This window comes from Streptomyces venetus, from assembly GCF_039540295.1.
GTDB classification, from domain to species: Bacteria; Actinomycetota; Actinomycetes; order Streptomycetales; family Streptomycetaceae; genus Streptomyces; species Streptomyces venetus.
The window spans coordinates 549,667-568,651 of sequence record NZ_BAABET010000004.1 but is presented as its reverse complement, the minus strand read 5'-3'; the positions used below and the strand labels follow the sequence as shown (position 1 = coordinate 568,651).

20 protein-coding genes are annotated in these 18,985 nt (G+C 71.1%); 12 read left to right on the top strand and 8 right to left on the bottom strand.

Translation table 11 applies throughout. The annotated features are described in order from the left end of the window. Positions 1–143: 143 nt before the first annotated feature. On the top strand, positions 144–1,058 hold the full coding sequence (locus ABEA82_RS16305; RefSeq protein WP_345662198.1) for a GNAT family N-acetyltransferase: 915 nt from the start codon (positions 144–146) through the stop codon (positions 1,056–1,058). Between the two features lie 2 nt (positions 1,059–1,060). Here the strand turns inward: ABEA82_RS16305 and ABEA82_RS16300 are convergent, their stop codons facing one another. Further along, entirely contained in the window at positions 1,061–1,453 is a 393-nt protein-coding gene (locus tag ABEA82_RS16300) for a VOC family protein (RefSeq protein WP_345662197.1), read from the bottom strand. Positions 1,454–1,524: 71 nt separating this feature from the next. On the opposite strand from ABEA82_RS16300, the gene ABEA82_RS16295 reads away from it, so the two are divergent. Next, positions 1,525–2,064, top strand: coding sequence for a GNAT family N-acetyltransferase (locus ABEA82_RS16295; protein ID WP_345662196.1), 540 nt, complete (start codon positions 1,525–1,527; stop codon positions 2,062–2,064). A gap of 3 nt (positions 2,065–2,067) precedes the next feature. On the opposite strand, the gene ABEA82_RS16290 is transcribed toward ABEA82_RS16295, so the two are convergent. After that, positions 2,068–2,751, bottom strand: coding sequence for a glycerophosphodiester phosphodiesterase (locus tag ABEA82_RS16290; RefSeq protein WP_345662195.1), 684 nt, complete (start codon positions 2,749–2,751; stop codon positions 2,068–2,070). A 250-nt stretch (positions 2,752–3,001) separates the two neighbouring features. On the opposite strand from ABEA82_RS16290, the gene ABEA82_RS16285 reads away from it, so the two are divergent. Genes ABEA82_RS16285 through ABEA82_RS16275 form a run of 3 tightly spaced genes read left to right on the top strand, consistent with a single transcriptional unit; the run spans position 3,002 to position 6,266 of the window. Beyond that, positions 3,002–4,399 carry a DUF6421 family protein gene (locus tag ABEA82_RS16285; protein WP_345662194.1) on the top strand — a complete coding sequence of 466 codons (1,398 nt, stop codon included), beginning with the start codon at positions 3,002–3,004 and terminating at the stop codon, positions 4,397–4,399. 50 nt (positions 4,400–4,449) lie between these two features. Continuing rightward, entirely contained in the window at positions 4,450–5,199 is a 750-nt protein-coding gene (locus tag ABEA82_RS16280) for an SDR family NAD(P)-dependent oxidoreductase (RefSeq protein ID WP_039931893.1), read from the top strand. Continuing rightward, positions 5,196–6,266: a threonine aldolase family protein gene (locus tag ABEA82_RS16275; RefSeq protein ID WP_345662193.1), complete on the top strand. Its 1,071-nt coding sequence runs from the start codon at positions 5,196–5,198 to the stop codon at positions 6,264–6,266. Before ABEA82_RS16280 ends, ABEA82_RS16275 begins: the two co-directional genes overlap by 4 nt. Positions 6,267–6,282: 16 nt before the next feature. On the opposite strand, the gene ABEA82_RS16270 is transcribed toward ABEA82_RS16275, so the two are convergent. Then, a complete protein-coding gene (locus ABEA82_RS16270; protein WP_345662192.1) occupies positions 6,283–7,653 on the bottom strand; it encodes a COG1361 family protein in 1,371 nt (456 codons plus the stop codon). 172 nt (positions 7,654–7,825) lie between these two features. On the opposite strand from ABEA82_RS16270, the gene ABEA82_RS16265 reads away from it, so the two are divergent. After that, positions 7,826–8,398, top strand: coding sequence for a transglutaminase domain-containing protein (locus ABEA82_RS16265; protein ID WP_345662191.1), 573 nt, complete (start codon positions 7,826–7,828; stop codon positions 8,396–8,398). A 20-nt stretch (positions 8,399–8,418) separates the two neighbouring features. On the opposite strand, the gene ABEA82_RS16260 is transcribed toward ABEA82_RS16265, so the two are convergent. Both ABEA82_RS16260 and ABEA82_RS16255 read right to left on the bottom strand, forming a co-directional pair. Then, on the bottom strand, positions 8,419–9,147 hold the full coding sequence (locus ABEA82_RS16260) for a lysophospholipid acyltransferase family protein (RefSeq protein WP_345662190.1): 729 nt from the start codon (positions 9,145–9,147) through the stop codon (positions 8,419–8,421). 188 nt (positions 9,148–9,335) lie between these two features. Further along, complete coding sequence (locus ABEA82_RS16255; RefSeq protein WP_345662189.1) at positions 9,336–9,752, bottom strand: DUF4395 domain-containing protein; 417 nt, start codon at positions 9,750–9,752, stop codon at positions 9,336–9,338. 76 nt (positions 9,753–9,828) lie between these two features. On the opposite strand from ABEA82_RS16255, the gene ABEA82_RS16250 reads away from it, so the two are divergent. From ABEA82_RS16250 to ABEA82_RS16235, 4 genes are all read left to right on the top strand, one after another. Beyond that, the gene (locus ABEA82_RS16250) at positions 9,829–10,242 is read left to right on the top strand and encodes a thioredoxin family protein (RefSeq protein WP_345662368.1); all 414 of its coding nucleotides are present in this window, start codon (positions 9,829–9,831) and stop codon (positions 10,240–10,242) included. An 83-nt stretch (positions 10,243–10,325) separates the two neighbouring features. After that, positions 10,326–10,817, top strand: a complete 492-nt coding sequence (locus ABEA82_RS16245; RefSeq protein ID WP_345662188.1) for a flavin reductase family protein — start codon at positions 10,326–10,328, stop codon at positions 10,815–10,817. Positions 10,818–11,036: 219 nt separating this feature from the next. Beyond that, complete coding sequence (locus ABEA82_RS16240; RefSeq protein WP_345662187.1) at positions 11,037–11,825, top strand: electron transfer flavoprotein subunit beta/FixA family protein; 789 nt, start codon at positions 11,037–11,039, stop codon at positions 11,823–11,825. A 54-nt stretch (positions 11,826–11,879) separates the two neighbouring features. Then, positions 11,880–12,842 (top strand): electron transfer flavoprotein subunit alpha/FixB family protein, encoded by a 963-nt coding sequence (locus tag ABEA82_RS16235; protein ID WP_345662186.1) that lies wholly within the window; start codon positions 11,880–11,882, stop codon positions 12,840–12,842. 56 nt (positions 12,843–12,898) lie between these two features. Here the strand turns inward: ABEA82_RS16235 and ABEA82_RS16230 are convergent, their stop codons facing one another. Continuing rightward, positions 12,899–13,804, bottom strand: a complete 906-nt coding sequence (locus ABEA82_RS16230) for an endonuclease/exonuclease/phosphatase family protein (protein WP_345662185.1) — start codon at positions 13,802–13,804, stop codon at positions 12,899–12,901. A gap of 194 nt (positions 13,805–13,998) precedes the next feature. On the opposite strand from ABEA82_RS16230, the gene ABEA82_RS16225 reads away from it, so the two are divergent. After that, a complete protein-coding gene (locus tag ABEA82_RS16225; RefSeq protein WP_345662184.1) occupies positions 13,999–15,300 on the top strand; it encodes a DUF6986 family protein in 1,302 nt (433 codons plus the stop codon). A 144-nt stretch (positions 15,301–15,444) separates the two neighbouring features. Next, positions 15,445–17,109 (top strand): serine/threonine-protein kinase, encoded by a 1,665-nt coding sequence (locus tag ABEA82_RS16220; RefSeq protein ID WP_345662183.1) that lies wholly within the window; start codon positions 15,445–15,447, stop codon positions 17,107–17,109. Here ABEA82_RS16220 and ABEA82_RS16215 read toward each other — a convergent pair. Both ABEA82_RS16215 and ABEA82_RS16210 read right to left on the bottom strand, forming a co-directional pair. Next, the gene (locus tag ABEA82_RS16215) at positions 17,055–17,870 is read right to left on the bottom strand and encodes a hypothetical protein (RefSeq protein WP_345662182.1); all 816 of its coding nucleotides are present in this window, start codon (positions 17,868–17,870) and stop codon (positions 17,055–17,057) included. The genes ABEA82_RS16220 and ABEA82_RS16215 overlap by 55 nt on opposite strands. 7 nt (positions 17,871–17,877) lie before the next feature. Beyond that, positions 17,878–18,942, bottom strand: coding sequence for a LacI family DNA-binding transcriptional regulator (locus ABEA82_RS16210; protein ID WP_345662181.1), 1,065 nt, complete (start codon positions 18,940–18,942; stop codon positions 17,878–17,880). Between the last annotated feature and the right edge of the window lie 43 nt (positions 18,943–18,985).

Genomic DNA, 18,985 nt, shown 5'->3' with positions numbered 1-18,985 from the left:
CTATCCCAGCACGCTAAGCCGCTGCCCGTCCCCCCGGCCAACCGGGAAAACCCACTGGTGTGCCGCTAGGCCCCGTCGTACCCTCGGCCCGTACCGCACCGAGTGGCGGCCACCGGCTCCTTCACCCTGCCCGGAGGTTTCCCATGCCCGCGCTCGAGGTGCGGCCCTTCCGCCGAAGCGACCGCGACCAGCTCACCGACCTGGTGAACCTGCACGTGGCGGCAGTCGTCCCCGGCGTCTCCGTCTCCGTGAACACCGTCCTCAGCGACCTGGAGCGGCAGCCCGGCGAGTTCATCACCGACCCGTGGGTGGCCGAGCGGACCACACTCGTCGCGGAGCAGCGCGACCACGTCGTCGCCACGGCGCACCTGCTGCGCTACCGAGCCGACGCCGAGGTCGGCGAGGCCTACCGGGACGCCGCCGGGATCGACTGGTTCGTGTGCCGTCCGGCGGCGTCCTTCTGGCCGGACACCGACCGGGCCGCGGACCTGCTGATGCGGGCGTGCCTGGCACAGTTCGCCCGCTGGAACACCCGCGTCCGGTACGCCGACGGCGCGTTGCCCGCCCCCCTCGTGTACGGCCTGCCGCGCAACTGGCCGCACATCCGGGCCGTCTACGAACGCGCGGGCTTCCGGCACGTCGGGGACACCGAGGTCATCCTTATCGCCCAGGTGGCGGATCTGCCGGAGCCGGAGCCCAGGCCGGGCGTGACGGTGGAGCGCACACTCGGCGAGTGCGGCACCCGCTTCACGGCCCGCGCCGACGGGCAGACCCTCGGCTTCGTCGAGCTCGACACGGCCCTGGCCCGTCCGGAACGCCACGCACGCGCCGCCGGACTGGCCGACGTCGGCAATCTGCACGTCGACCCCGGCCAGTACGGCACGGGCCTCGAACACTGGCTGCTCGCCCAGGCCGCCGACTGGCTCCGGCTGTGCGGTGTCGACCGGCTCGCCGCCTACGCGTCAGCGGCCGACAGCACCGAGCTCGGCCTGCTGACGGGCGCGGGTTTTCGCGAACTGACCCGCACCGACCGGGGCTGGGAGCACCGACCCGGATGACCTCAGATGCCCGGCCGGTAGCGCATCGGGTGGTCCGCCGGGACCTCCACCAGCACGATCGGCGTCCCGTCCGGATCCGCGATCCACATCTCGACCAGCCCCCACGGCTCCTCCACCGGGGGCCGTACGATCTCCACCCCCTTCGCCTTCAGCTCGTCGCGCGCCGCCGTCACGTCGTCGACCTGGAGCCACAGCCGCGTCGCCGGCGCGGGGGGCGTCTCGGACCGACCCGAGACCTCCAGGAAGCCGCCGCCGAGGAAGTAGACCGTGCCGCGTTCCGGTCCCGTGCCGAACTCGCGGTAGACGGCGAGGCCGAGCTGTTCGCCGTAGAAGGCCCGGGACCGCTCGGGGTCGGTGGGGCGGAGCAGGATCCGGCTGCTGAGTACATGCACCATGCTGCGGAGCCTAGTGGTGGCGCTACTCTCGTCCCTGCCCGAGCCGCGCCAGGAAACGGAGACGTACGCCCATGGACACCGCCGCCACCGGACTGACCTTCCGCGACGCCGCCGACGCCGACGTGGACGAGCTGGTCATGCTGATCGAGTCGGCGTACCGCGGCGACGCCAGCCGGGTGGGGTGGACCACCGAGGCGGACATCCTCCAGGGGCAGCGGACCGACCCGGAGGGCGTGCTGGCCGTCATCAAGTCGCCCGAGAGCAGGCTGGTGACCGTGGAGCGGGACGGGCGGATCGTCGCCTGCTGCCAGCTCGAGCACCGGGGCGATCACGCCTACTTCGGGATGTTCGCGGTCAGCCCGCTGCTCCAGGGTGCGGGTCTCGGCAAGGTGATCCTCGCGGAGGCGGAGCGGCAGGCCCGCGAGACGTGGGGCGTGACGGAGATGCATATGACCGTGATCTCCGTACGCGACGACCTCATCGCCTGGTACGAGCGACGCGGCTACCGCCGTACGGGACGGATGACCCCGTTCCCGTACGGCGACGACCGCTTCGGCATCCCGCAGCGCGACGACCTGAGGTTCGAGCTGCTGGTCAAGGAGCTCGGCTAGCCGTCAGGCCGTGAAGCGGCCCGTGCGCTTGATGTCCGGGTGGTCGGTGGTGGCGCCGTCCAGACCGAACGCCCGGACGAGACGCAGATGGTCCTGCGTGTTCACCACCCAGCCGATGATCCTCAGGTCGGCCTTGCGGGCGCGCTCCACGATCTCCAGGGTGAGCCGGCGGATGTTCAGGCAGACGGTCTCGGCGCCGACCGCGACCGCGCGGTCCACGATGTCGGTGCCGTAGCGACTGGCGATCAGCGCCGTGCGCACCCCCGGTACCAGCGGCTTGATCTCGGCGATCGCCTCGTCGTGGAACGAGGACACCTCCACCCGGTCCGCCAGCCCTCGCGCGTTCATCACCTCGGCCAGGGCGCGCGCCGCCTGCGCGTCCTTGATCTCCGCCTGGAGCGGTGTGTGAACGGCGTCCAGGACCTCCTCGAAGACCGGCACCCGCTCGCCCCGGCCCGCGTCCAGGGCCCGCAGCTCCGCGAGGGTCTTCTCGGCGATCGGCCCGGTGCCGTCGGTCGTGCGGTCCACCTCCGTGTCGTGCATGACGACGAGCGCGCCGTCCTTGCTCAGGTGCAGATCGAGTTCGATGGCGTCGAGGCCGGCCTCCTGGGCGGCGACGAAGGACCGGAGGGTGTTCTCGGGCTCCACGCCCATGACTCCGCGGTGACCGATGGTGAGGAAGTTCAAGACGCGACTCTCTTCCGTCGACAGGCGGCATTGGAGGCCTTGAGGCCCACCTGGACCGTATCGCCTGCGCCCGCCCTGTGCAGAGGGTGACGGCATGGTCGGCGCACATGCGGGCAGAAGCATGGCCGGCAGTAAAAAGTGCGGTGAAGGTCCGGGTGAGGCAGGATAATTTCCTGAGGTTGCCCTTGCTGGGAGGAACCTCGTGTGTATACCGTCTGGGCACGCGAGGTTCTCCCGTGGAAGGTGGGACATGACGGAAATTCTTGTGCAGGTGGGTTCGGAGGGACAGCTTCCTCCCGTGGCCAGGGTGGTGGAGCACCCGGCATGGCCCGTGCTCAAGGATGCCGTGGAGCGGATCAGGCCATGGCAGTCCAAGGACGGGTCGATCGACTTCGACGCCGAGGACGCGCCCGACCCCGCGGACGCCGAGCTCGCCGTCCGCCAGGCCGCCGACGCGGTCCTGGAACTCTCCCCGCTGCTCCCGCACGACCGCGCGTATCACGAGGCCCTGGTCAAGGACCTCGGACGCTGGGCCGACAGCGGCTTCCAGGTGCCCGACTTCCTCGACTCGCTGCTGGCCTTCCAGCCCGCCGCGCACCGGGCGGACGGCCTCCAGCACCTGGTCGTCTTCCCGATGTACACGCAGAACGGCAACCCGGACCGCAATCTGGAAGCGGTCGTGCTGCGCATGGTCTGGCCCGAGTGGCTGGCCGAACTGGAGCGCACCCGCTACGACAACCCGCTGTTCTGCGGCATCAAGTTCGAGGACTTCACGGCCGGCTACGACACCAACTCGGCCGTCCTCTTCCCCGAGACCATCGCCGTCCGCGAGGCCCCCGCGCGGTTCAGCTGGGGCGGCATCTTCTGCGACCGCGAGGCCGCGCGCTTCCGCCGCGTGACCGCCGCAGCCGTCGACATCCTCGGCCTGGAGCTGCCCGAGGACGTCGCCGCGATGGTCCACGACCAGAAGCGCTGCGAGGAGGCGTTCGTGCTGTGGGACATGGTCCACGACCGCACCCACAGCCACGGCGACCTGCCCTTCGACCCGTTCATGATCAAACAGCGCCAGCCGTTCTGGATGTACGGCCTGGAGGAGCTGCGCTGCGACCTCACCGCCTTCAAGGAGGCCGTGAAGCTCTCCGCCGACGGCGTCCCGCAGGCCCGTGACGTGCAGGTCGCGGTCCTCTTCGACCGCATGTTCCGCTTCCCGGTCACCGGCGAGCGCGTGCGCAACTACGACGGTCTCGGCGGCCAGCTGCTCTTCGCCTACCTGCACAAGCACGACGTCGTCCGCTGGACCGACAACAAGCTGACCATCGACTGGGAGCGCGCGCCGCAGGTCACCAACCAGCTGTGCGCCGAGATCGAGCAGCTGTACCGCGACGGCATCGACCGCCCCAAGCTCGTCCACTGGTTCGCCGGCTACGAGCTCGTCTCCACCTACCTCGCCCCGCACCCGGGCTCCAAGTGGGCCAAGGGCCCCGACGCCCTGGACGTGACACAGCCGCCCCGGAAACTCGTCGATGACGTGCTTCCGGACGAGTTTCCGCTGAGCATGTTCTATGAGGCACTGTCCAAGAAGCTGAAGAACGTGATCGCCTCGACCAAGGGCATCACGGCGGACGGCGCCGAGCGGATCGCCGCATGAGCGGCGGAGTCTTCCGCGGAACCGGGACCACTGCACAGGAGGCGAAGAAGATGGCGGGGAACGGAGCTCTCAGCGGTGCGGTGATCGCGGTGGCCGGTGCGGGCGGGCCCGCCGGCCGGGCGGCGCTGCTGCGGCTGGCCGAGGCGGGGGCGACCGTCGCCGCCGCCGACAACGACCCCGAGCGGCTCGCGGAGGCCGTCGACGCGGCCCGGTACGCCTCGGGCGGCGCGACCGTCACCGGCGAACCGGTCGATCTGCTCGACCTCCAGTCGACCCGCGACTGGGCCGCCCACATCGAGAAGGAGTTCGGGCGCGTCGACGGCCTGGTCCATCTCGTCGGCGGCTGGCGCGGCAGCGAGACCTTCATCAAGACGAGCCTCGACGACTGGGACTTCCTGGAGCTGCTGCTGATCCGCACCGTGCAGCACACCTCGCTGGCGTTCTACGAGGGCCTCCAGCGCAGCGACCGCGGCCGGTACGTGCTGATCAGCGCCGCCGGCGCCTCGAAGCCGACCGCCGGCAACGCCTCGTACGCCGCCGCCAAGGCAGCCGCCGAGGCCTGGACGCTCGCGCTGGCGGACGCCTTCCGCAAGGCCGGGGGAGCCGAGGGCCCGACCTCGGCAGCTGCCATCCTGGTCGTGAAGGCACTGGTGCACGACGCCATGCGCGCCGATCGACCCAACGCGAAGTTCGCGGGCTTCACCGACGTCAAGGACCTGGCCGAGGCCATCACCGGGGTCTGGGAGAAGTCCGCCGCCGAAGTGAACGGAAACCGTCTGTGGCTCACCGAGAAGCCGTGAACCCGCCGAAGACCGACGCCCGTCGCCATCACGACCCCGAAGTCCGCGGCTTCGCCAGCGACAACTACGCCGGGGCCCACCCGGAGGTGCTCGCCGCCCTGGCCCTGGCCAACGTCGGGCACCAGGTCGCGTACGGGGAGGACGAGTACACCGAACACCTCCAGGGCCTCATCCGCAGCCACTTCGGCCCCACGGCCGAGGCGTTCCCGGTGTTCAACGGCACCGGCGCCAACGTCGTCGCCCTCCAGGCGGTCACCGACCGCTGGGGCGCGGTGATCTGCGCCGAGAGCGCGCACATCAACGTCGACGAGTGCGGGGCACCCGAGCGGGTCGGCGGTCTGAAACTGCTCACCGTGCCCACCCCCGACGGCAAGCTCACGCCCGAGCTGATCGACCGGCAGGCGTACGGCTGGGACGACGAGCACCGGGCCATGCCCCAGGTCGTCTCCCTCGCCCAGGCCACCGAACTCGGCACGGTCTACACACCGGACGAGATACGCGCCCTGTGCGAGCACGCGCACGCGCACGGTATGAAAGTGCACCTCGACGGCTCCCGGCTGGCCAACGCCGCCGCCACCCTGAACGTCCCGATGCGGACGCTCACCAACGCGGCGGGCGTCGACATCCTCTCCCTGGGCGGCACCAAGAACGGCGCCCTGTTCGGCGAGGCGGTCGTGGTGATCGACCAGGACGCCGTCAGCCACATGAAGCACCTGCGCAAGCTGTCCATGCAGCTCGCCTCCAAGATGCGCTTCGTGTCGGTGCAGTTCGAGGCGCTGCTCGCCCGCGACCTGTGGTTGCGCAACGCCCGGCACTCCAACGAGATGGCCCAGCGGCTCGCCGAGGGCGTGCGGGCCGTGCACGGGGTGGAGATCCTCTACCCCGTACAGGCCAACGCGGTCTTCGCCCGTCTGCCGCACGACGTGAGCGAGCGCCTCCAGAAGCGGTTCCGCTTCTACTTCTGGGACGAGGCGGCGGGCGACGTCCGCTGGATGTGCGCCTTCGACACGACCGAGGAGGACGTGGACGCCTTCGTGGCGGCCCTCAAGGAGGAGATGGCCCGCTGAGCGGTGTCCCCGCTGTTCACCGGTTGACGACGATCTCCGTCCTGTTGTTGCGCAGGTTCGGGTCGAACTCCCTGATGGACAGCTCGGGGTCGTCGTCGATGGTCTCGACGGTGGTGCGCGCCCCGCGCACCACCCGGTCGATCCGCAACGGGATCCCGAAGCTGTACGACGCCGCGTCGTGCAGGTAGATCGGCGTCTTGCAGAAGACGGTGGTGCCGGTGTCCTCCGGCTGCCTCCAGCATTCCTCTTCCGGCAGGTCGAGGACCGTCGTGCCCTCCGGCGCGCGGAACCTCACCGTGGCCACGGCCGCTCCGGCACCCAGCGACGCCACCCAGGCCGGACCGCGGTTGAGTACGCTCACGCGGGCGGTCACGGTGTCACCGGCGGCCCCGCTCACCCTGCTGCCGGTGAGCTTCAGGTCGGCGGTGTTCGTGGCGCCGAGGACGACGGTCCGGTCGTTGTCCTGCGGGTCGAGGTCAGGGTCGGTGACAGCGGCCGCGGCCGCGGCCACGGGTCGCAGGTCCAGCTCGGCGCCGGCTCCCCGAGTCCACGTCCAGTCGCCGCGGGCCTCCCGCAGCGCCTCGTCCGAGTACGGCTGCACGGAGTGGTCGAACCGCTCGTACAGCGCCTTCCGCCCGACGTCGAGCCCGGTGTCCAGCGCGTACCGCTGTCCCGGCGCCACCGGCTCGTCCAGCACGCAGAGGGCGGACGTGCCGGTGTCGCGCTCCCGGTACTCGCAGTTCGTGTGCCGCTCCGTGAAGCGCAGCCCGTACGAGGCGTACAACGTCACCAGGGTGCGTTCCGCGGTGCGGTTGCCGCTGTTGGACAGCGTCGCCGGCACGGTGGTCCGCGAGCCCGGCTCGAGCCCCCGCTGGTCCTCGGCCTGGCTGAGTCCGAGATCCGGCCCGTTGCCCACGCTCACCCGGGTCTCTCCCGGGTGGGACGTCAGCCTTCCGGCGACGGCCGAATAGCGCACGTACCCCGAGGCGCTGACGCCCGCTCCCGGCAGTGCGCGCAGCTCGAAGGCGGCGGCCGGCACGCTCTCCGTCCCGGCGGGCATCTCCGGGAAGTCGCAGACCGCCCTGACCTCCGACTCCGGCCGGCAGTTCGCGGGCCATGACACCCGGGCGAACGAGGCGACCTCACTCACGTCGACGGTCAGCCGCCCGGCCGGCACCCGGCCCTCGGCGACATCGCGGCTGACCCGCACGTCCAAGCCGCGCGCACGTCCGTCGCCGTCCCCGTCCGCGCCGGGCAGCACCGTCTCGTACGGCGCGCCGATCCACAGCTGGTGTTCCACGGCGTACGCGGGCCCGGCCCCGACCCCGGTGGCCGCCAGGGCACCACAGACGAGAGCGGCACCGAGCAGGCGGTGTGGGTTCTTCATCTTTCCCCCTTGTCACAGATCTGCGCAGGGCGAGACCCGTGGCGAGGAGGAAGGGTTGTGGACGGGGCCGGGGTTGCGGTGGTGTTCGGCCATCCTTCCCAGCAATGTATAGCTATACGACAGATAGTAAATTCATTGACGGCGATTGATCGTCTCTCTACGCTCTGCCTGTATGCAGCTGATCCAGGAAACCCCTGACCTGTCCGCCTACTTGGCCGCTGACGAGGCGATCGACCATCACCATGCGCTCGTGCGTGAAACGGCCGCCAGGCTCGCCGAAGGGGTGGCGGACTCGTATGAATATGCGCGGGCGGCGTTCGAGTTCGTGCGTGACACCATCCCGCACTCGCAGGACTCCGGCGATCTCCGCGTCACGTGGCGTGCCTCCGATGTCCTGGAGCAGCGCACGGGCATCTGCTACGCCAAGGCCCACGCGCTGGCGGCGCTGCTGCGCGCCGAGGACATTCCGACCGCGTTGTGCTACCAGAAGTTGGATGTGGTGCACGGTTTGGTCGCGGTGCGGTTCAACGGGGCCTGGCACCGGCAGGATCCCCGGGGCAACAAGCCGGGCGTGGACGCGCAGTTCTCCCTGGCCGGCGAGCGGCTCGCCTTCACACCCGATCCGGCCTCGGGCGAGTCGGACTTCTCATGTCTTCACGCCGCGCCGCACCCGGCCGTACTCGGCGTGCTCAAAGCGGCCCACGACCGGCCGCAGCTGTGGCGGACGCTCCCCACGGCACTCTGAGGTGGGGCCGCCCTCGGCGGTCAGTGCGCCTCGGCGGCCTTCACCTGCTCCGGCGTCGGCGCCGTGCCGCCGAGGTGGGCCGGCATCCACCAGGTGTCCTCCGGGCCCTTCGGGCGTACGGGGTAGGCGCGCTGTGCGGCCTCGAGGAGTTCCTGGACACGCTCGCGCAGTTGACGGGTGATGGCGCCGGCGTACTTGTCGCGGGAGGCTTCGATCGCCTCGCCGACGCGGATCGTGATGGGGATGTGGCTGCGCTTGAAGTTGCGGGGGTGGCCCTTGGTCCACAGCCGCTGCGTGCCCCACACCGCCATCGGGATCAACGGGACGCCGGCCTCCTGGGCCATGCGCGCGGCGCCCGACTTGAAGCTCTTCAGCGTGAACGACTGCGAGATGGTCGCTTCCGGGAAGACCCCGACGATCTCACCCGACCGCAGCGAGTCCAGGGCGTGCGCGTAGGCCGTCTCGCCCTGCTTGCGGTCCACGGGGATGTGCTTCATGCCCCGCATCAGCGGGCCGGAGATCCGGTGCCGGAAGACGGACTCCTTCGCCATGAAACGTACGAGACGTTTCTGCGGCAGTGCCGCCAGACCGTCGAAGACGAAGTCCAGGTAGCTGATGTGATTGCTCACCAGCACGGCGCCGCCCGAGCGCGGGATGTTCTCCGAACCCTGACAGTCGATCTTGAGGTCCCACACCTTGAACAGCGTGCGGGCGAAGCCGACGACGGGACGGTAGACGAGCTCTGCCATGGGCGGGTCGGACCCTTCCTGCTCTGCCTGGGAAGGGATTCCCAGTGAAGAAGTTACGCAGCCGTAGGTTTACGGCTTGTCGCAGATCGTGCCCCAAGAACGACCGGGTAGCCAGTCCTCGTGCCCGCGCGTGAGGAGATTCTCGTCACGTCATCCCCCGGACCCCACCTCGGGCTTTTACGGCTCCATTACTCCGCGCGTACCGCCACCCGCCGCACGAGCAGGTACAACTCGCATCCCAGGCAGTACCCGAATGCCGCGTTCAGGAAGGCGGCCGCGAGTGCCGCGCCCGTCGCCGCGAGTCCCAGCCAGTCCGGCCCCAGCGTGAGGCCGACGAGCCCGAGTCCGGCGAAAAGCAGTCCGACCGCCTGGGCGAATCGGGGCGGTTCGGGCGACTCGAAGTCGGTCGGCGGCCCGAGCCGGGGCCGTACCGCCTTGGCGAACAGCCACCCGTACGGCGACCGGTTCACCCCGCCCGCGGCGCCCAGCAGGAACGCCAGTGTCTGCCAGGCCAGCAGCCACGCGCTGCCGGTGACCAGAACGGCCGCCAGGACGACGGTCGTCACGGCGGCACCGAATCGTGGCCCTCTTGCGTCGATGTCCATGGAGCCAAGCATTCCGCATCGTGGCCCCTCGTGCGGGCGGGAATCTTTGCGGTCTCGTGAACGCTTGCACCGGATGATGACCGGACTGGTGGTGTGTGTGGTGGTGCTCGCGGCGGCGAGCGCCTACGGAGTGCTGCGACGGCGGCAGAGCGGGAGAGTGCGGGTGCGCGGGCGGGACGACGGCAAGCGGCTCGAAGCGGCGGAGCTGGGCGCGGAACTCGGCGAGCGGGCCACGCTCGTGCAGTTCTCCAGTGCGTTCTGCGCACCTTGCCGGGCGACCCGGCGCGTGCTCGGGGAGGTCGCCGGCATGGTTCCCGGCGTGGCGCACGTCGAGATCGACGCCGAGGCCCACCTGGACCTCGTGCGCCGCCTGGACATCCTCAAGACCCCGACGGTGCTGGTCCTCGACGCCGACGGCCGGGTGGTGCGGCGGGCCACCGGACAGCCCCGCAAGGCAGACGTGATCGCCGCGCTGGGGGAGGCGGTGTGAGCGAGGCGACGCGGTCGGTGAGTCATCTCCCACATCACGGAACGAACTTGACTGCGCGTACCATTTATCGTCAGCCTGACCCCATGCCTTCGGACCTTCTCACCGCGACCGACCTCCTGCGCTCGGTCTTCCGGCGGCATGCGGCGGGAGTCGCCGTGATCACCGCCCAGGGTGACGCGGGTCCGGTGGGCTTCACCGCGACGTCCCTCAGCTCCGTCTCCGCCGAGCCACCCCTGCTGTCCTTCGGGGTCGGCACCGGCTCCTCCAGCTGGCCCGCGATCGCCGCCGCCGAGCACGTCGGCATCCATGTGGTCGGGGAGCACCAGCAGGAGCTGGCCGCGACCTTCGCCCGCAGCGGAGCCGACCGCTTCGCGGCGCCCACCCAGTGGCGCGAGGGGCCCGAGGGCGTCCCCGTGCTCGACGGCGTGATCGCCTGGCTGGTGGGCCGGGTCGTCGCGCGGGTGCCCGCCGGGGACCATCGCATCGTGATCGCGGAGGTCGTGCACGGAGACCCCACGGGCAGCGGCCGGCCGCTCCTCTACCACCAGGGACGTTTCCGTCGTCTGAGTGACTGAGCCGGGCGCACCCCGAGCTGCGGGACCGTCGAGTTCCGGTTACGCTGCGTTGCGAAGGTCACAGTTCAAAGCGCTTGCTTAGCGGGAATGAACTGGGTGTACTGACGAGTAATATTTCGCTCGGAGCGTGGGTCGCCCCGACCGGGATCGGCCGCTTGAGGCGCCTATGCTGCCTGCAAGTAGGCAGCCTAGAAATGACGATGCAGTAGGAGAGCCGGCGTGAGCTTGAGGATCGTTGTCACTGTGAAGTACGTGCCCGACGCCACTGGCGACCGGCACTTCGCCGATGACCTGACCGTCGACCGGGACGACGTGGACGGTCTGCTCTCCGAGCTCGACGAGTACGCGGTCGAGCAGGCGCTGCAGATCTCCGAGAACTCGGACGACGACGTGGAGATCACCGTGCTGACGGTGGGCCCCGAGGACGCCAAGGACGCCCTGCGCAAGGCGCTGTCCATGGGCGCGGACAAGGCGATCCACGTCGAGGACGACGACATCCACGGCACCGACGCCATCGGCACCTCCCTGATCCTGGCCAAGGCGATCGAGAAGGCCGGCTACGACCTGGTCGTCTCCGGCATGGCCTCCACCGACGGCACCATGGGCGTGGTCCCGGCGCTGCTCGCCGAGCGTCTGGGCGTGCCGCAGGTGACGCTGCTGTCGGAGGTGTCGGTCGAGGACGGCACGGTCAAGGGCCGCCGCGACGGCGACGCCGCCTCGGAGAACCTGGAGGCGTCCCTGCCGGCGGTCGTGTCGGTGACCGACCAGTCGGGCGAGGCGCGTTACCCGTCCTTCAAGGGCATCATGGCGGCCAAGAAGAAGCCGGTCGAGTCCTGGGACCTGTCCGACCTGGACCTGGAGGCCGAGCAGGTCGGCCTGGAGGGCGCCTACACCACGGTCGACAACGCGGCCGAGCGTCCGGCCCGTACCGCGGGCACGATCGTCAAGGACGAGGGCGAGGGCGGCAAGCAGCTCGCTGAGTTCCTCGCGGGCCAGAAGTTCATCTGATCCCGCAGTCGCTGACCGTCCCTCATCTTTCGCAAGCAGGAGAGAAGAAGTCCCATGGCTGAAGTTCTCGTCTACGTCGACCACGTGGACGGTGCCGTCCGCAAGCCCACCCTGGAGCTGCTGACCCTGGCCCGCCGCGTCGGCGAGCCGGTCGCCGTCGCGCTGGGCAACGGCGCCGCCGACACCGCCGCCACGCTCGCCGAGCACGGCGCGGTCAAGGTCCTCACCCACGAGGCCGCCGAGTACGCCGACTACCTGGTCGTACCGAAGGTCGACGCCCTCCAGGCCGCCCACGAGGCCGTGTCCCCGGCCGCCGTGCTGGTCCCGTCCTCCGCCGAGGGCAAGGAGATCGCCGCCCGCCTGGCGCTGCGCATCGGCTCCGGCATCATCACCGACGCCGTCGACCTGGAGGCCGGCGACGAGGGCCCGGTGGCCACGCAGTCCGTGTTCGCCGCGTCCTTCACCACCAAGTCCCGTGTCTCCAAGGGCACCCCGGTCATCACGGTCAAGCCGAACAGCGCCGCCGTCGAGGCCGCCCCGGCCGCCGGCGCGGTCGAGGCCCTGTCCGTCACGTTCTCCGCGCAGGCCACCGGCACCAAGGTCACCGGCCGCACCCCGCGTGAGTCGACCGGCCGTCCGGACCTGACCGAGGCCGCGATCGTGGTCTCCGGTGGCCGTGGCGTGAACGGCGCGGAGAACTTCGCGATCATCGAGGCGCTCGCCGACTCCCTCGGTGCGGCTGTCGGTGCCTCGCGTGCCGCGGTGGACGCGGGCTGGTACCCGCACACCAACCAGGTCGGCCAGACGGGCAAGAGCGTCTCGCCGCAGCTGTACATCGCCTCCGGCATCTCCGGTGCGATCCAGCACCGTGCCGGCATGCAGACCTCGAAGACCATCGTCGCGATCAACAAGGACGCCGAGGCCCCGATCTTCGACCTCGTCGACTACGGCATCGTCGGCGACCTCTTCGACGTCGTCCCCGCCCTCACCGAGGAGATCAAGACCCGCAAGGGCTGATCGACCCGGGCTGCGGAAGGCCCCCGTGACCGCACGAACGGTCACGGGGGCCTCTCTCATCCCAGGGTCATCGAGGCCTGCACCGGCAGATGGTCGCTCGGATACGTCCCGTCCATGCTGAAGGTGTTCATCCCGGCCCAGTGCGTGGTCACCCCGGGCGTGGTGAGGATCCAGTCGATGCGCCGCCCATCGGGTCTGGGCGTCCGGTAGCCGTGGTGCGTCCCGTACGCCGGGCCCCGCGAGGCCGCCGCGTCCCAGGCGTCCACCAGTCCGATGTCCAGCATGAGGTCGTACACCCGGTTGTCGTGGGCCGCCGCGTTGAAGTCGCCGGTGACGATGACCGGCGACGACCGGTCCCACTTGGCGATCGTCTCGCCGATGAGCCCCGCCGAGCGTTCCCGGGCGTACTGGCTGACGCTGTCCAGGTGGGTGTTGAGGACGTAGAACTCCCGGCCCCCGTCGGCGAGATCGGTGAAGCGGACCCAGGTCACCATGCGCAGCCAGTCCGCGCCCCAGGTGTTCGAGGCGATCATGTACGGGGTGTCGGACAGCCAGAAGTGATCGAACTCGATCGGCTCGAGTCTGCGCGTGTCGTAGAAGACCGCCATGAACTCGTCCTTGCTGCCACCCCCGCGCCCGGTGCCGATCCAGTCGTAGTGCTCGCCGAGATCCTCCTCGATCGCGCGCACTTGCCGGTAGAGCCCCTCCTGCGTGCCGATGACGTGCGGTCGCTCGCGGCGCAGCAGCTCTCGCATCACCGGTCGGCGTACCTCCCAGCGCGGTGTCCTGTCGACGACGGTCCCGAAGCGGACGTTGAACGTCATGACGTTCAGGGCACCCGCGTGCTCACCGGCGGCAGCGGGCCGTGTGGGACCCGCGGTGGTGAGCAACGGTCCTGCGACGGCGGCGGCCACCGCCGCCTTGAGTCCGCGGCGGCGCGTCACTCCGACCTCGTTCGGCACGTGGTCTCCCTCTCCATACACGGCAGGATGAAGCTTGCCTTCTGAATACGGAAGAAGAGGGCGGGTCGGCAGTGACCGAAGGTGAAGCATGGGTAATGGCACTTCGTGACGGTGTTGACCAGCCGGAAGGACGGCCGATAGCTTCGCTCTACGGATTTTTGATTCCGTGCAGTGGAAAACAGGAGGGTCACGGAATGGGTCAGGGCCAGCAGGAGAAGGTGGCGACGAGCCTCGCGGGCGCGGTGAGTGAGGAGATCAGCGCCTCCCTCGCGCGGGTCGACACCGAACTGGAGCGCCACTACCCCGGAGACCCCGGCACCCGCCAGCCCGTCCACACCGTCTACGTCCCCGGCGACGTCTTCGCCGCCGACACCGTCCGCTCCTGGGGCGACCGCGCCCTGGCCGCCCTCGACCAACACGCCCCCGACGCCGAGTCCTTCGCCGCCGTCCTCGGCCTCTCCGACGACCTGGCCGAGCCCGTCCACGCGCGGGTGCGCGCCAAGCTGGAGCGCGAGCCGATCGAAGACCTGCGCGTCGATTTCGAGGACGGCTACGGCAACCGCCCCGACGCCGAGGAGGACGAGGCCGCCGCCCGCGCCGCCCGGCTGATCGCCGCGGCCTACGAGGACGGCACCGCCGCCCCCTGCATGGGCATCCGCATGAAGTGCATGGAGGCGCCCGTACGCGCCCGGGGCATCCGCACCCTCGACGTCTTCCTCACCGGCCTGATCGAGGCCGGCGGCCTGCCCCGCGGGCTGGTGCTCACCCTGCCGAAGGTGACGTACCCCGAGCAGGTCACCGCCATGGTGCGGCTCCTGGAGGCCTTCGAGAAGGCACACGGCCTGGAGTCCGGCCGGATCGGCTTCGAGATCCAGATCGAGACCAGCCAGTCCATCCTCGCCGCCGACGGCACCGCCACCGTCGCCCGGATGATCCAGGCCGCCGAGGGCCGTGCCACCGGTCTGCACTACGGCACCTTCGACTACAGCGCCTGCCTCGGTGTCTCCGCCGCCCATCAGGCCAGCGACCACCCCGCGGCCGACCACGCCAAGGCCGTCATGCAGGTCGCGGCGGCCGGTACGGGCGTCCGCGTCTCGGACGGCTCGACGAACGTCCTGCCGGTCGGCCCGACGGAGAAGGTGCACGCGGCCTGGCGCCTGCACTACGGCCTCACCCGCCGCGCCCTGGCCCGCGCCTACTACCAGGGCTGGGACATGCACCCCGGCCACCTCCCCACCCGCTACGCAGCCGTCTTCGCCTTCTACCGCGAGGGCTTCGAGCAGGCCGCCGCCCGCCTGTCCCGCTACGCCAACCGCACCGGCGGCGACGTCATGGACGAGCCCGCCACCGCCAAGGCCCTCAGCGGCTACCTGCTGCGCGGCCTGGACTGCGGCGCGCTGGACATCGGCGAGGTGGCCCGGCTGGCGGGCCTGACCCGCGCCGACCTGGAGAGCTTCGCGGCGCCCCGGCGAGGGGACCTGACGGCTTCCGCCTGACGGCGCTCCCGGCCTGTCCCTCGGCGCGTACCGGCACTGTCACAGCCGTCCGCGGCGGCCGCCGCCGTCACCGCCGCCCCGTAGTCTGTACGCCACGTACCGACGTGGCGGTGGATCCGGTGGGGTCACAGGAACGGGGCAGCGGTGTCGACGGGGGAGTACGGGCAGGCGGAGGGGGCCGGCCGGTTGCTGGCGGGACGCTACCGCGTCATGACCCAGCTGGGCCGCGGCGGCATGGGCGTCGTCTGGAAGGCCGTCGACGAGGTCCTCGGCCGTGAGGTCGCCGTCAAGGAACTGCGCACCTACACCGACGCGGCCGGACCCGAACTGGCCGGGCTCCGGCTGCGGATGCGGCGCGAGGCGCGCGCGGCGGCCCGGGTCCGTCACCCCGGCGTCGTCGCCGTGCACGACATCGCGGAGGTCGACGGCCGCCCCCTCATCGTCATGGAGCTGGTGGACGGGCCGTCCCTGGACGACGTGCTGCGCGAGCGCGGCACGCTGGACCCGGGCGAGGCGGCCGGCATCGGCGCGAAGGTCATGGACGCGCTGGCCGCCGCCCACCGCGCGGGCGTCCTGCACCGTGACGTGAAGCCCGGCAACATCCTGCTCGACCGCTCCGGCCGGGTCGTCCTCACCGACTTCGGCATCGCCACCATGGACGACCCCGGAGACGGCTCGGCCACCCACCTCACGCGCAGCGGCGAACTCGTCGGCTCCCTCGACTACCTGGCCCCCGAGCGCGCCCAGGGCGCCGACCCCGGCCCCGCGTCCGACATCTGGTCCCTGGGCGCGACGCTGTACGCGGCCGTCGAGGGCGCCTCGCCCTTCCGCCGTACGTCCACGTTCTCGACGCTCACCGCGATCGTCAACGATCCGCTGCCGGAGCCCCGGCGCTCCGGACCCCTCGGCCCCGTCCTCCAGCGTCTGATGGACAAGCGCCCCGAGTCCCGCCCGGAGGCCGCCCAGGCCCGCGAACTGCTCCAGCACGTGGCCGGCACGGGCGGCGGGGACACGCCCACGTCGTCGCTGCGAGCGGGTCCCGCGCTCTCGCCCGCGCGCCCGGAGACGGAGCGCGATGTCCCGTCGGTACCGCCGGGGTTCGGGCCACCGCAGCAGGGGCCGCCGGACGCCGCCGCGCCGGGGCAGGCCCCCACGGGCCCGATGGACTCGCGCTCCGAGCCCCGCCGCGGGAAGCGCCGCACCCTCCTCGCCACCGCTGCCGTCACCGTCGCCCTCGCGGCGGCCGGCACCACGATCGCCCTGCTCGGCGATTCCGGCGGCACGGAACGCGACGCGCGGACCGATGCCGCGCGCGTGGACGACGCACCCGCCGCCTCCGCGCCAGGCCGCACCGACGACGGTCCGAACGCGACCCGGCCGGAGGAACGCGGCGACGACAAGGGCAGGACCCCTTCCGAGAAGACCACCGAGTCCGAGAAGACCACCGAATCCGTGCGGCCCGCCGATTCCGGAAAGCCCGTCGGCGGGAAAGAGCCCGAGCCCACCGGTGAGCCGTCCTCCCCGGCCCCGGTCTGCCACCCCATCGGCGGCGGCAAGTACAACTGCCAGGTCTGGAAGACCGCCGACTCCCACACCGCCTCCGGCGCCAAGGTCGGCGTACTCAAGGCGGGCATCAACTACTTCTACTGCCAGGAGAAACTGGGCCGCCGCGAGACGGCCGGTCCGTGGACCAACGTCTGGTGGGCGAGGACCGACGACGACAGCGGCAACACGGACGTCTGGGTCAGCGACGTCTACATCAAGGGCGGCGACAACGACGGGCCGGTCCCCGGGCTCCCCGTGTGCTGAGCCCGCGCACGGCCGGCCACGTACCGCTCCAGCCCGGAGGCCGTCACCAGCTTCTCCTCGATGAACAGCCGTGTGCCCCGCTCGCACAACCGCCGGTCGCCGCGCGCCCGTTCACAGAACTCCTCGGGGACGACGCCGAACAGCTCCCGCAAGCGCGGCAGGCCGACGAGCAGTTCGGTGAGGATCTCCCGCTCGCCCGGGTGGGTGCGCGGCGCTCCGGTGCCGTCGTGCAGGACACCGTGCCGGTTGACGTACGCGTACGCGCCCGGCAGCCGGGTGCCGTCCGCGAGGTCGATCCGCACGTCGGGCGCGGGCAGCCAGGCCCGGTCGAAGTTGCCGCCCGGCACCGGTGCGCCCTCACTCGCGTCGATCACCGTGAGCTGCTCGTCGTCGAGCCAGATGACGAACAGCTCCCGCACCGTGTCCGGGGCGCTGACCGGCGAGGCCGACACGTACCCCATGCGGCTCACGTGCGCCGAGACACCGGCGTCGACTCCGGTCACCCGGGCCTTCACCATCGGGATCGGCGACATGATCCCGAACTCCTCCATCTTGTGCCGTAGCTGCCCCGGGCAGCCGTTCGAGCCGATGGCGAGAACCGGCGTGCGGTCCTCGTGCACCAGCAGGTCCAGCGGCAGGAAGCAGTCCCCGTCCAGGAGCCCTGAGTCGGCGGGCCACGCGCCCGGATACAGCAGCGGATGCTCGCGCGGCGCCTCGGCCAGGCCGAGCGCGCGCAGCGTGCGGTCGGTCACATCGTCCATGGTCCGCTCAGTCCGCCGGGGGAAGCTCGCCCGAGCCACGGGTGATCAGCCGGGTCGGCAGCTCGATGCGCTCCGGGGCGACCAGTGTGCCGTCCAGCTGCCGGAACAGGCGTTCCGCGGCGGTACGGCCGATGTCCGCCGCGTCCTGCGCGACGACCGTGACGCCCGGCCGGAGCAGGTCGGCGAGCTCGATGTCGTCGAAGCCGACCAGGGCGACCCGGCGCGTCTGCTCGGCGAGCACCCGGACGACCGTGACCGTCACCCGGTTGTTGCCCGCGAAGACCGCGGTGACCGGGTCCGGTCCGGACAGCATCTCCTCGGCGGCCCTGCGCACCCGCTCGGGGTCGGTGACACCGAGCGACATCCAGGCGTTCGCCACCGGTATGCCCGCGTCCTCCATCGCGGCCCGATAGCCGCGCAGCCGCTCGGCGGCGGTGTGGATACGGGGCATGTCGCCGATGAAGCCGATCCGGCGGTGCCCGTGCGCGATGAGGTGGGCGACGCCGTCCCGGGCGCCGCCGAAGTTGTCCGACAGGACCACGTCGGCGTCGATGTGCCCGGCCGGGCGGTCCACGAACACCGTGGCGACTCCCGCCTTGAGCTCCGGTTCCAGATACCGGTGGTCGTCACCGGCGGGGATCACCACCAGCCCGTCCACCCGCCGTGCGCACAGGGCCAGCACCAGTTCCTGCTCACGGTCCGGGTCCTCCGCGCTGGAGCCGTTGATCAGCAGGGCGCCGTGTGCGCGCGCCACCTCCTCGACCGACCGGCTCAGCGGCCCGTAGAACGGGTCGGCGAGATCCTCCAGGACCAGGCCGATGCTCGCCGTGCGGCCCTTGCGCAGTACCCGGGCGCTGTCGTTGCGGCGGAACCCGAGCGCGTCGATGGCCTCCTGGACCCGCCGCTCCGTCTCCGGCGTGACGCCAGGCTCCCCGTTCACGACCCGGGAGACCGTCTTGAGCCCGACCCCGGCACGTGCCGCGACGTCCTTCATGGTCGGCCTGGTGCCGTAGCGCGTTGCGGATCGGAGGTTGGTCTGGGGCACGGTGCGGTGTCCTGTCCTGTCGTCCACGGGGGTGCGTCGGTCCTCGGTTTGTATGAGGATGTGGCGTCGA

Excerpts from the sequence above, each read along its gene's own strand:
- ABEA82_RS16295 (WP_345662196.1), top strand. The coding sequence starts at position 1,525 with ATGGACACCGCCGCCACCGGACTGACCTTCCGCGACGCCGCCGACGCC.
- ABEA82_RS16250 (WP_345662368.1), top strand. The coding sequence starts at position 9,829 with ATGACCGGACTGGTGGTGTGTGTGGTGGTGCTCGCGGCGGCGAGCGCC.
- ABEA82_RS16260 (WP_345662190.1), bottom strand. The coding sequence starts at position 9,147 with ATGGCAGAGCTCGTCTACCGTCCCGTCGTCGGCTTCGCCCGCACGCTG.
- ABEA82_RS16280 (WP_039931893.1), top strand. The coding sequence starts at position 4,450 with ATGGCGGGGAACGGAGCTCTCAGCGGTGCGGTGATCGCGGTGGCCGGT.
- ABEA82_RS16270 (WP_345662192.1), bottom strand. The coding sequence starts at position 7,653 with ATGAAGAACCCACACCGCCTGCTCGGTGCCGCTCTCGTCTGTGGTGCC.
- ABEA82_RS16300 (WP_345662197.1), bottom strand. The coding sequence starts at position 1,453 with ATGGTGCATGTACTCAGCAGCCGGATCCTGCTCCGCCCCACCGACCCC.
- ABEA82_RS16305 (WP_345662198.1), top strand. The coding sequence starts at position 144 with ATGCCCGCGCTCGAGGTGCGGCCCTTCCGCCGAAGCGACCGCGACCAG.
- ABEA82_RS16215 (WP_345662182.1), bottom strand. The coding sequence starts at position 17,870 with ATGGACGATGTGACCGACCGCACGCTGCGCGCGCTCGGCCTGGCCGAG.
- ABEA82_RS16285 (WP_345662194.1), top strand. The coding sequence starts at position 3,002 with ATGACGGAAATTCTTGTGCAGGTGGGTTCGGAGGGACAGCTTCCTCCC.
- ABEA82_RS16255 (WP_345662189.1), bottom strand. The coding sequence starts at position 9,752 with ATGGACATCGACGCAAGAGGGCCACGATTCGGTGCCGCCGTGACGACC.
- ABEA82_RS16235 (WP_345662186.1), top strand. The coding sequence starts at position 11,880 with ATGGCTGAAGTTCTCGTCTACGTCGACCACGTGGACGGTGCCGTCCGC.
- ABEA82_RS16225 (WP_345662184.1), top strand. The coding sequence starts at position 13,999 with ATGGGTCAGGGCCAGCAGGAGAAGGTGGCGACGAGCCTCGCGGGCGCG.
- ABEA82_RS16245 (WP_345662188.1), top strand. The coding sequence starts at position 10,326 with ATGCCTTCGGACCTTCTCACCGCGACCGACCTCCTGCGCTCGGTCTTC.
- ABEA82_RS16265 (WP_345662191.1), top strand. The coding sequence starts at position 7,826 with ATGCAGCTGATCCAGGAAACCCCTGACCTGTCCGCCTACTTGGCCGCT.